Origin of the sequence: Streptomyces sp. LUP47B, from assembly GCF_001746295.1 — a bacterium.
In the GTDB taxonomy this organism is placed as follows: Bacteria; Actinomycetota; Actinomycetes; order Streptomycetales; family Streptomycetaceae; genus Streptomyces.
Window position 1 is genome coordinate 57708 of the sequence record NZ_MJAH01000031.1, and the last position, 10615, is coordinate 68322.

Consider the following 10615-nt stretch of genomic DNA (forward strand, 5'->3'; position numbering starts at 1 on the left):
CTGAGATGTCTTGTCAGCCATCGTCCCGGTCGCTGATCAGGTCTCGGACAAGGGGCGTGTGATACAAGAGCCCGCCCGCCTTCGGCGGGGCACCTGGTGCGGTGCTGCGAGACGATGGCGCACACCGCGATGGGTGGCGCGGCACATGGGGCGCCAGGCGCGGTACACCGGCCGGCGGTGGTGCGCACCCGATGCGCAGGGTGTGCACCACCGCCGTCCCCGGACGCGCACTACACGATGGTCAGGCGCACCGGGTGCGCACCGGCCGGTGCGGGTGCGTATCGAAGGCCTGGGCCAGGCCGACGGCTTCCATCTGCGGGGGGATGTCGGCGACGTCGACAACCTCAGGCTGGAGCGATGATCCGGGTGACGACCCAGCGGTGAGGCGAGATCGGCCGGGTCCGTGTGAAACCGTGGTTCTCGAAGACGGCCATCGGGCCGGTGTGCAGGAACGAGCCCGGCATCGAACGGTCGTCGGTCTCCTCGGGATAGCCCTCGACTGAGCCGCCACCCGCACGGGCGATCTCGGCCAGCGCACCGCCGAGAGCGGCGTGAGCGACGCCGCGCTTGCGCAGCCCCTTGCCGGTGAAGAAGCAGGTGATGCGCCAGTCCGGCAGCGTCCTGAGGTCCTTTTCGTACTTCCGTCTGCTCTTGATCTCCGGCAGCTCGGTCGGCGAGCCGAACTGGCACCAGCCCAGGCAGTCGTCGCCTTCCAAGACGAGTGCAGCATGGGTGCGGCCCTCACGGACTCGCTGCTCCTTCTCGGCCCGGTTCTGCTGGGGGGTACGCCCCTTCCCGACCTTGACATGGAAGCCCATGCACCAGCAGCCGCCCCACACGCCGTTGTTCGCCTCGACCAGTCGGGCGAACGCGGGCCAGGTGTCCGTGTCCAGCGGCCGGACGATGAACGGGGCAGCGGGTGCATCGCCTGTTGCGTTGCTGCTCACGGACGCCTCCCGGGAGGTTGTACTGAGACCGGTCGATCCAACAGGCTCTCGCCCGCTGGGGCAACGCCCTGATCTGCCTACCTGATGTTCGGTGAGACGAACTGGGATCCGTCAGGGTTCGGTGAGATTTGCTCAAGGTTCGGCGCGACACAATGTCGATCACGATGCGGTCACGGCCGACGGGTTTTCCAAGATCGACGTCACACGGGAGCCAAAGAGGCACACCTGTAGAAGGGTCACGTCGGGAAGCCCGCCCCACCACCAGGAGCACCCCGTGGCGAGCAACGGCAGCGAACCTGAGCAGGCGGCTACGACGACCACGCCGCGGCGGTCACCTCCACGGCCGCCGAGCTGTACAGCGCCGGGATCGGGCACCGGCTCAGCTTCCAGACCGAGGCCCCGCACCGGCTCGGCTAGGGCACGGGCAACGGGCGGATCTGGTCGTGCGGGCACCGGCCTCGAACGTTCCGTTGCTGCCGTTGGAGATCGACCGCCGCACCGAGGCCGTCCACGACCTTGCGCCGGCACTGGTTGTGGAGCCAGCTGCTGCCGCGGGACGCGGACGAGTACACCAGCGATCTGACCCGCTCCCGGCTGTACGCGTCGAGCACATCGGCCACGAGATGCGGCTGTGGCGCCGCATCTACCCGTCGACCGGCGTGGAGGGCCTGGCGCCGGTGGCGTTCGTGTGCGCGGACACCACGGACGCGAAGATCGTCAACACGTTCGCCGTGCTGGAAGAGGCCGGCCGACGCTACTGGGCACCGCGCCGGTACGACACCTACCACCCGGGGCATCACCGCTCTCGACTACGGCCAGGCCGTGCCGGTCCTCGGCACCACCCTGGAGCAGCTACAGGAGGACGGCGCGGACGCGGCAGCCGCCAGGCTGCCCGCGCCGAAGCGAAGAGAGGCAGCGCCGGGCGGCTGAGCGGGAGGTGCGGCGACCGGTCTGTCAGGAGTGCGGGGAGAAGTTCACCGACCAGCGCTGGGAGGAGACCGCCACACGGGATCCCTGGACGACCGGCAACCCGTACATGTGCCCCAACTGCTGGACCGACTACCTCGCAGGCAGGGAAGCCGCCGCCGAAGCCGCCCGCCTCCAGGCCGCCGCACCGCCGGAGCCGGAGGACGACTACGACCAGGAGCCGGTCAAGCTCCGCGGCTTGTTCTGTCGGCGAACCACCGGCGTCCTGCTCTAGCCAGCCCGCGGTCTCGATCTCCTTGCTGAAGGCGCCCGGGCCGCGTGCGTACAGATTCAGCGCGCCGAAGTCCTCGTTGTCGGTGAACGTGCTGCGCCGCATCTCCCAGCACCACAACGTCAAGCTGTGCGACGTCGGGCAGAAGGCCCACACAGAACACACCGTGCCCGGCCTGATGAGCCGGGCACGGTACGGGGCGTGAGACCCGCCAGTGTCCGCTGCCGCCCCGGGAGCAACGCCCGCACGGGGGGAGCGGCTATTGGGCAGCCGTACTCACGGCCTACCGGCTACGGCCTAACGGGCGCTGCACGTGTCACATCGGCAGGCTCGGCGTCGGCGGTTTGGCAGGTCACGGTCAGGCAGCCTTCGCCACCAGCAGCGGTGCCTTGTCCGTCAGCTGCAGCAGCCGCTGCACGGCGGGAGCAAAAGGGCCCGAACACGACAAGGGGGAGAGGTCAGGCCGGGCGCGGCATCAGGGGGCTGGTGCCGCCAGCGCCCGGCACTGTCCCGGGCGACGTCGACGACGTCACGGTGGCATAGCCCTGCCGAGGTGGGGCACTTGATGTCTGCTCATGTGCCCGGTGACGGGCCGTGGCGGCAGTGGATGGATGCAGCCAGTTCCTTGCGGTGCGGTGGCCGCCTGCGGGAGGGGCTTTGAGGGAGAGGTATCACCGTGATCATTCCTGCGGAAAAGGATCTGCGTGCTGTACTGGCCCGGTTTGCTCAGGCGAGGATCGAGCATGACGTGCGTCCTACCGGCCGTACGAGCAGGGATCTTGAGGACGCCACGTACACGCTGTGTGTGATGACCGGAGCCCGCACCGCGGAACAGGCGCTGCTGGCGGCCGATGCACTGCTGGAGCAGTACAGCGCGAGCGGGGCGAGCCTCTCTCAGCAGCATGAAACGCTGGCCGCGTAAGAGGGCTGCTGGAAACCGACGCCCTCGAGGACTTCGTGCAGACACTGGCCAACGCCACGCTCGAACTCTTCCGCGCCCAGGGAGCCGGGCTGACACTGGAGCGCGACGGCCGGCCGCTGAGCGTTGTCAGCGTCGGCGGGGGACCAAACTGGACGAAAAGCAGTACGGCCTCTGCCGGCGCTCCCTGCGCACCGGCGAGAAACTCCGCGTTGACGACATGTTGGTGGAAACGAGGTGGGGTGACTACCCCGTCTACGCCGCTGCCTGCGAGATCCGCTCCTCGCTCTCGCTGCCGATCGCCGCCCAGACCCACACCGTCGGTGCTCTGGACCTGTATGCCGCCCCGCCCGGCGCGTTCAGGCACGCCGGTCTCACCGCCTTGCGGGCCCTGGCTGCTCAGGCGATGGGCGTGACCGCGCTGTCCCAGCGGGATTACCGACACGCAGGAAATCACCGAGTAGATGCAGCAGGCCATGCGGCATCGCAGCGTCATCGACCATCGCCGTCCTGCGTTCCGCCTCCCAGCACCGCAACATCAAACTCCGCGACCTGTGCACCGAACTGATCACCAACCTCCCCGGCCGGCCCTCCACTGCACCCCAACTGCGCCCCCGCCCCTGACATCCGCCCCACTACCTGTTTGTGGATGTGGCCTGAGCTGCAGGTCACAGGCCTGGTTTCGCGCACGATCACCGACAGGAAGCGTGGCTGCGGTGAGGGGTGCTTCTGCCCGTGGTGTGGGATGCGGCTTCGGGGGTAGCTGAGGGTCTTAGCCGTGTTGCTCAGGACGAGGGTGGCGGTGTGGTCCAGTGGTGCCCGAAAACGAAGATCTGTCACTGGCCGATCGCCCGATCCTGTCGGCTCTGACCTTCGCCGGCAGTGAGCCGGTGGCTGAGGCCCGGCGTGCCGCCCGTGGTTTTTTGACCGAGGTGCAGGCCGTGCACGGAATCCCGGTGTCGGACCGTGCGATGGGCCTGGTGCAGTTGGTGGTCAGCGAGCTGGTGACCAACGCGCACAAATACGCGCCCGGCCCGTGTCTGCTGGACCTGGAGATCAGCGACGGTGCCGTGGAGGTCAGCGTGTGGGACACCGACCCGACGCTGCCGGTGGCCCAGAGCCCTGATCCGGGCCGGGTCGGACAGCACGGCCTCGAAATCGTCATCGGCGGGAGCCGGAGTTTCGAGATGCGACGTGAACCGGTCGGCAAACGCATCACGGCCGCCATCGCACTCGCCGACGACCCCGGCGGGAACCCCGCCGGTCGCCTGATATGAGCATTCACCGAGCCGTTGTTAACCGTTGATGGTGCATCCGCCCCGAGAAGGACCCGAACCCCTGGGCGACGGCAGCGTACGGACGGCTGCGCAGGCCACTGACATGGCCCGCGAATTCCGCTGGTGGCCGCGCCGGACGGCGGCGACGCCGTGGACACGGTGCTGATGGTGGTGGCGGAACTGTTCACCAACGCGGTGCTTCATACCGGCGGGGTGACCTGGTTCGAGCTGAAGGCCGGTGCGGGGACGGTCACGGTGGCGGTGCACGATGCCAGCCCCCTGCCGCCGCGGCCCCAGCTGCTGGACGCGACCAGGCCGGGCGGGTTCGGCTGGCAGCTGGTACGGGACCTGTCGATCGACGTGCGGGTCCGGGTTCATGCGTCGGGCAAGACGGTCGACGGCCGTCGTGCCGTGTCTCCCACCGCAGTCCTCCCGCAGGGCTGACGCAGCAGAACCGACGCTGACGCGGTCCGATTCCGTTGGGATGCCCGTCGCGTTGGTCGTGTGGCGCCGCGGTCCCGCATCCGGCCCGGCGTTCAGGTGCGGGACCGCGCTCTGTCCGGGTTGGGCCCCGGCAGGCGGACGTCCTGGGCAGTCATGGCCGAGGCTCGGGGCCTCCGCTCAAGGTCAGGCGTCCTGCGCGACGGGTCAGACGCTGCGGGCTCGAATCGCGCGCGATAGCCGGGACTCGCTGCCCGGACGTGCCGTCCAGCGCCCACCTGCGGAACCGCGTGTACAAGGTCTGCCAGGAGCCATAACGTTCCGGCACATCACGCCAGGCCGAGCCGGTCCGCAGCTTCCACACGATCCCGTTCAGTACCACCCGGTCGTCCGAATGAGGCCGCCCGGCAGTCCCCGAACTTGGCAACAACCGCGATAACACTGCTCACTCGGCATCCGAAAGCTCATGACGACGCACTACGACAAGCATGATCCCTCGTCACCTGGCCACCTTTGGAGACGATCTCTGGTCGCACTCGCCGTCCTGGCCGGTGCCACCTCCCGCATCCGCGTCGAGACCGAGGTGATGGTCGCCCCTGCGCGACACCGCCCTGTCCGCCAAGCAGGCCGCCACGCTGGCCCGGATGACCGGTGGCCGTCTGGTCCTCGCCTGGGCATCGATGGCCGGGACGACGGCCAGCAGGTCACGGGCATCGACAAGCGCACCCGAGGCCGACGCCTCGACGAGCAGATGGCGGCGATGCGTCGAGAGGATTCCGTGCGCGGAAATCTTGCCGGAATCGCCATCCAAAACGGGAGATCGCACGTATGTCCTAGAGAACCGTGCGAGATGAAGGGAAAGACCATGTCGCTCTTCAGTCACCTGGCACCAGCCAAGAGGCACTCCAAGGGCAAGAAGACCACGACCACCTCGAAGGGGAGGACGTCACACCACCGCAAAAACCATCGCCGTACTTCCAGCACCGGCACGCACAAGTGACGCCGGGCTCCCTCGACGGCCGGTGAGCTTGATGTCCCGGTCGTCGGGGGCGGCGTCCGGTGAGTCGCGGTTCCGTGAACCTTCGCCGTCACCGCGAGCGGGGCGCCGCCCCGCTCGCGGCGCTGCGGCGCTTGCTCACTGTCGCCGAGCCGGAGGGTGAACAGGTGGTCGCTGCCGCGCCGGCACTGCCGGTGCGGCACATCTTCCGCCGGTTCTGGCCGTACACGCGCGGCGGACGGAGGTGGCTCCTGCCGCTCGTGGCGTTCTGCGTGGTCGGCCCCGCCATCGACGCGGCGGAGATATGGCTGTTCAAGGTGGTGGTGGACGAAGTGCTCGTCCAGCGCGACCTCAGCCCGTTCCTGCCGATCGCCCTGGCGTACGTCGGGCTCAGCCTCGCCTCCGGCATCGTGTCGTTCGCCGACGACGTGACCTCCACCTGGGTGGGCGAGCGATTCCTGCTCGCGCTGCGGGCGGACGTCTTCCGGCACGTGCAGCGCCTCTCCCTCGGCTTCTTCGAGCGGCGCAGGCTCGGCGATGTACTGGCCCGGGTCACCGGTGACGTCGACGCCGTCGAGACGTTTCTGCTCTCGGGTGTGGCCCAGGCGCTGTGGTACGTGATGCGGCTGGGCATCTTCCTGGGCATGCTCTTCTACCTGAGCTGGGACCTGACGCTGTTCGCCCTGGTCGTCGTGCCGCTGTTCTGGTGCGCGGCCCGGTACTTCTCCCGGCTGGTGAAGGCCGCTTCCCGGGAGCGCCGTCGGCGCAGCGGTTCGGTCAGCGCGGTCGCCGAGGAGGTGCTGGGCAACATCGCCCTGGTGCAGGCGTACAACCGCCAGGAGTGGGAGCAGGGCAGGTTCCAGCGCGAGATTCTCGGACGGTACCGCGCCACCATGACCTCGACCAGGATCCGTGCCGTCTTCGGACCGCTGGTCGACCTCGTCGAGCTGAGCGGGGCTCTCCTGGTGATGGGCCTGGGCACCTGGCAGTTGGCCCGTGGCCGTCTCACTCTGGGCGAGCTGCTGGTCTTCCTGGCCCTGCTGAGCAAGCTCTACAGCCCGATCCGGGGCATGTCCCACCTCAACAGCACCTTCTACGCGGCCTCCGCCGCGGCGGAGCGGATCGTCGAGCTGCTCGACCAGCGCCCGCAGGTGAGCGATGGCCCCGCTCCCGTCCGGCTGGGCCGGGTTCGCGGACAGGTGGAGTTCGACAGTGTCGGCTTCACCTATCCGGGGACCGCCCGGCCCGCGCTGTGCGACGTGTCGTTGCGCGTGGAGCCCGGGCAGATCCTGGCGCTGGTCGGGGCCAGTGGTGCGGGGAAGTCCACCGTCGCCAAGCTCCTGCTGCGCTTCTACGACCCCGAGCACGGGGCCGTCCACCTCGACGGAGCGGACCTGAGGACCCTGCGGCTCGCCGACGTCCGTGACCATGTGGCCGTGGTGCTCCAGGAGACGCTCGTCCTGCACGGCACCGTGCGCGAGAACATCCTCTACGGCCGTCCGGACGCCAGTGAGCGGGAGGTCGTCGCGGCGGCCCGTGCCGCGGACGCGCACGACTTCGTCACCGCTCTGCCGGAGGGCTACGACACTGTCGTGGGCCAGCGCGGCAGGCTGCTGTCCGGAGGTCAGCGGCAACGCCTGGCGATCGCACGGGCCATGATCCGTGACGCGCCCGTGCTCCTCCTGGACGAGCCGACCACCGGCCTGGACGCCGAGTCGGGCCGGCGTGTCATGGAGCCGTTGCGCCGGCTGATGGCCGGACGCACCACGATCGTCATCTCCCACAACCTGCTCACTGTCCGCGACGCCACCCGGATCCTGGTGCTGGACCACGGCCGGGTCGTCGAGCAGGGAACCCATCACGACCTGCTGCTGAGCGGCAAGACCTATGCCCGACTGCACCGGTTGCACGCCCCCGCGGATCCCGCTGCCACGGCTTCCATGATCAAGGCCTTCCCATGAGCCGTCCGAACCTCGCCTCACCGCGAGCGCTTCCCCGACACCCGGCGGCTCCGCCGGTCCCTCCGCTGCCGGCGGGGGCGACGCCGGCCGCCGGCTACGAGGTCCTGGCCCATCTGACCAGGACCGGATGGCTCGACGTGTACGACGCCTGGAGCCACGAGCGCGACTGCCGCTGCCTGGTGAAGACGCTCCGTCCGGACCGCCGACACGAAACACGGCTGCGTGAACGGCTCCTGCGCGAGGGCCGCTGGCTGCAGGCGTTCAGCCACCCGCATCTGGTCCGCGCGTACGAGACGGTCGAGATGCCCGAGCCCCTCGTCGTCCTGGAGACACTGACCGGCGAGACGCTCACCCACCTGATCGGCCGCCTGCGGCACCGGCTCGCCGCCCATGACGTGGCCTTCCTGGGCCTGCACCTGTGCTCCGCACTGCACTACCTGCACGGCCGGGACCTGCTGCACCTTGACGTGAAGCCCTCCAACGTGATCATCGACTGCCGGCGCGCCAAACTCCTCGACCTCAGCGTCGCCCGTCCGCCGGGGCCGGCGCCCGCCGGCATCGGCACCCCCTGCTACCTCGCCCCCGAGCAGGCCCGGGGCACCGGTCTGTCCGCCGCCGCGGATGTGTGGGGCCTGGGCATCACCCTGTACGAGGCCGCCACCGGGGACCTCCCCTTCCCCGAGGTCGCTTCCGCCACGACGGACGGCGAGCCGGCCGGCGACCCCGGCGTCCCGTCGGCGTCCGCGTCCGCGTCCGAGAGCCTCAGCGACACCTACAGCCGGCAGCACCGGTACCCGCAGCTGGAGGGCAGGGCCGCACCCGTGGGCACCCGGCGCCGCCTGCCGCGTGCGCTCGCCACCGCGATCGACGCGTGCCTGGAACCGGACCCCGCCGCCCGGCCGAGCATCGGTTCCCTCGCCTCGGCGTTCGACGCGCTGTTGCCCTTCCATCGCAGGGACGTGGAGTCACCGGAACCTGAGCCGTCCTGCGGACAATCCCTTCGCGAGGATGCTACGTATTAGAGATATGCACCATATGGGGCTTTCTCTGGAACGGATGCCCGATGACGCGCTGCTGGCGGGACTGACGACCGACGATCCCGAGTTCGCGGTGGCGTTCGTCCGCCGGTTCCAGCACAGGGTGTTCGGCGTGGCCATGACGGTCACCGGCGACGTCCAGCTCGCCGAGGACGTGGCCCAGCAGACCTTCGAACAGGCCTGGCGCCACGCCCAGGTCTACGATTCGCGCCGTGGATCAGTGCGTACCTGGTTGACGGCCATCGCCCACAACCTGGCGATCGACGCCGTGCGCTCCCGCAGGGTTGTCCCCGTGGACCCCACCCGCATGGCACCGCTGCTGGACGCGGCCACCGACAGCCCCGAGCGGCTGGCGGTGGCCGACGAGGACTCGGCCGAGTTGCGGCGGGCCATCGCGGAACTGCCGCCGGGCCAGGCCCGTGCCATCGTCATGGCCGGCGTCTACGGAATGACCGCGCAGCAGGTGGCGGACCTGGAGCAGGTGCCCCTCGGCACCGCCAAGACGCGGATCAGGACGGCTCTGGCCAAGCTGCGCGAGACCCTGACGCACAGGCAGGACACGACATCATGACCGGCGACGACCTGTTCACCTGCCAACGGCTGCGGGACATCGCCGCCGAAGTGGCACTGGGAGTACTGCCCGCCCAGGAGCGCGCCGCTGCCCTGTCCCATCTGCAGCGCTGCCCCGCCTGCTTGGAGAACGTCCGGGAGTTGGCGCGCACGGCCGACGAACTGCTCCACCTGATTCCCCGACGCGAGCCGCCGGTGGGGTTCGAAATCCGTGTGCTCCAGCGCATCGGACTACCGCCCCAACGCCGTCGCCGGACACTGCGCCAACGGTTCGCCCTCGGTGTCGCAACCGCTGTGACGGCCGCGGCGCTGGCGGTGGGCGGATGGGCGATCGGCGTCACCTCCGCGTCCTCACCGACCGCCGGCCCCGCCCGGACCGACCGGCTGCTCAGCGCCGACCTGACCTCCCACAGCCAGGACGTCGGGCGTGTCTTCGCCTACACGGGTCGGCCGCACTGGGTGTACATGTCGGTGGACGCCGACGACCTCCCCGCACGCGTCCGGGCCGACCTGCACGGCACAATCACCTGCCAGATCGAACGGGCGGACGGCTCCACCACCATCATCGGCACCTTTCCCCTGGCCGCCGACTACACCCAGTGGGTCGCCCCCTACACCACCGGCTCGCCACCCGTGACCAAGGTGCACCTGCTGGCGGCCGACCGCTCGGTCGTGGCCAGCGCGACCCTCCATCCGTCCGACTGATCAGCCGTCTTGGCGGCCTCGCCGGCGATGCCGCCACCCACGACCAGGATCCTGCCGCCGGAGATCTCGGACGGCGGCGTTGAACAAACGCGGACAGGCGCTGCTCGGATCCACGGGCAGGATGCGTCGAACGCGCTCGATCAGGTTCCTCGCCTGCCACTCCGGCCGGAACCTCTGCATCGGGCCGGGCACATCGCCCATGGGTGTAGCTCCTTTCTGGGGAAGCGCGGGTGAAGTACGGGGCGTCGATGGTGTCGTTGATCGAGGAGCTGGGGGCGCGGGAGGTCGCTGCCTGTGTCTGGGTGGAGGAACTGGGGGAGTGTAAATCTAACGGCGGATCCGACGATCATGGGAGAGACGTCAAGTGACTGACACCGCCGTGGAGTTGGAGACCGTGGAACCTGTCGAGAGTGCCCCGTCCGGGCAGCCTGCGCCCGTGTCTGATGAGCAACTGGTCGCGATGCTGGTGGAACGGGCCCGGTCGGAGGGGCTGCAGCTGACCGGTCAGGGCGGGCTGCTGCAGCAGCTGACCAAGCGGGTCCTGGAATCTGCTCTGGAAGGCG

The 10615-nt window shown here is 69.5% G+C and carries 11 protein-coding genes and 3 pseudogenes; 12 read left to right on the forward strand and 2 right to left on the reverse strand.

The genetic code is table 11. From position 1 onward, the window contains the following. Positions 1-344 precede the first annotated feature (344 nt). Positions 345-947 (reverse strand): GNAT family N-acetyltransferase, encoded by a 603-nt coding sequence (locus BFN33_RS47155; RefSeq protein ID WP_069766381.1) that lies wholly within the window; start codon positions 945-947, stop codon positions 345-347. 937 nt (positions 948-1884) lie between these two features. On the opposite strand from BFN33_RS47155, the gene BFN33_RS47165 reads away from it, so the two are divergent. The 6 genes from BFN33_RS47165 (at position 1885) to BFN33_RS47180 (ending at position 4785) form a co-directional block, all read left to right on the forward strand. Further along, on the forward strand, positions 1885-2148 hold the full coding sequence (locus tag BFN33_RS47165) for a hypothetical protein (RefSeq protein ID WP_069766383.1): 264 nt from the start codon (positions 1885-1887) through the stop codon (positions 2146-2148). A gap of 76 nt (positions 2149-2224) precedes the next feature. Continuing rightward, positions 2225-2350 carry a hypothetical protein gene (locus BFN33_RS55115; protein ID WP_256123075.1) on the forward strand — a complete coding sequence of 42 codons (126 nt, stop codon included), beginning with the start codon at positions 2225-2227 and terminating at the stop codon, positions 2348-2350. A 471-nt stretch (positions 2351-2821) separates the two neighbouring features. Then, entirely contained in the window at positions 2822-3067 is a 246-nt protein-coding gene (locus BFN33_RS47170) for a DUF5133 domain-containing protein (RefSeq protein ID WP_069766384.1), read from the forward strand. After that, entirely contained in the window at positions 3048-3632 is a 585-nt protein-coding gene (locus tag BFN33_RS51110) for a GAF domain-containing protein (protein WP_370743395.1), read from the forward strand. Before BFN33_RS47170 ends, BFN33_RS51110 begins: the two co-directional genes overlap by 20 nt. A 247-nt stretch (positions 3633-3879) precedes the next feature. Further along, positions 3880-4341, forward strand: a complete 462-nt coding sequence (locus BFN33_RS47175; RefSeq protein ID WP_069766399.1) for an ATP-binding protein — start codon at positions 3880-3882, stop codon at positions 4339-4341. Between the two features lie 123 nt (positions 4342-4464). Continuing rightward, positions 4465-4785: an ATP-binding protein gene (locus tag BFN33_RS47180; protein WP_069766385.1), complete on the forward strand. Its 321-nt coding sequence runs from the start codon at positions 4465-4467 to the stop codon at positions 4783-4785. Positions 4786-5041: 256 nt separating this feature from the next. On the opposite strand, the pseudogene BFN33_RS55120 reads toward BFN33_RS47180, so the two are convergent. Then, positions 5042-5224 (reverse strand): annotated as a pseudogene (locus BFN33_RS55120) (transposase); the annotation flags it as partial. Positions 5225-5308: 84 nt separating this feature from the next. Here BFN33_RS55120 and BFN33_RS55125 point away from each other — a divergent pair. The 6 genes and pseudogenes from BFN33_RS55125 to BFN33_RS55130 form a co-directional block, all read left to right on the forward strand. Beyond that, positions 5309-5551, forward strand: a pseudogene (locus tag BFN33_RS55125) (LLM class flavin-dependent oxidoreductase); the annotation flags it as partial. Positions 5552-5856: 305 nt separating this feature from the next. Further along, on the forward strand, positions 5857-7740 hold the full coding sequence (locus BFN33_RS47190) for an ABC transporter ATP-binding protein (protein ID WP_256123076.1): 1884 nt from the start codon (positions 5857-5859) through the stop codon (positions 7738-7740). Further along, entirely contained in the window at positions 7737-8762 is a 1026-nt protein-coding gene (locus BFN33_RS47195) for a serine/threonine-protein kinase (protein ID WP_079141416.1), read from the forward strand. The genes BFN33_RS47190 and BFN33_RS47195 overlap by 4 nt, the downstream gene beginning before the upstream one ends. Before the next feature lie 34 nt (positions 8763-8796). Next, the gene (locus tag BFN33_RS47200; RefSeq protein WP_256123077.1) at positions 8797-9348 is read left to right on the forward strand and encodes an RNA polymerase sigma factor; all 552 of its coding nucleotides are present in this window, start codon (positions 8797-8799) and stop codon (positions 9346-9348) included. Beyond that, positions 9345-10052 carry a hypothetical protein gene (locus BFN33_RS47205; protein ID WP_069766388.1) on the forward strand — a complete coding sequence of 236 codons (708 nt, stop codon included), beginning with the start codon at positions 9345-9347 and terminating at the stop codon, positions 10050-10052. Before BFN33_RS47200 ends, BFN33_RS47205 begins: the two co-directional genes overlap by 4 nt. A gap of 379 nt (positions 10053-10431) precedes the next feature. Beyond that, positions 10432-10615: pseudogene (locus BFN33_RS55130) on the forward strand (IS256 family transposase); the annotation flags it as partial.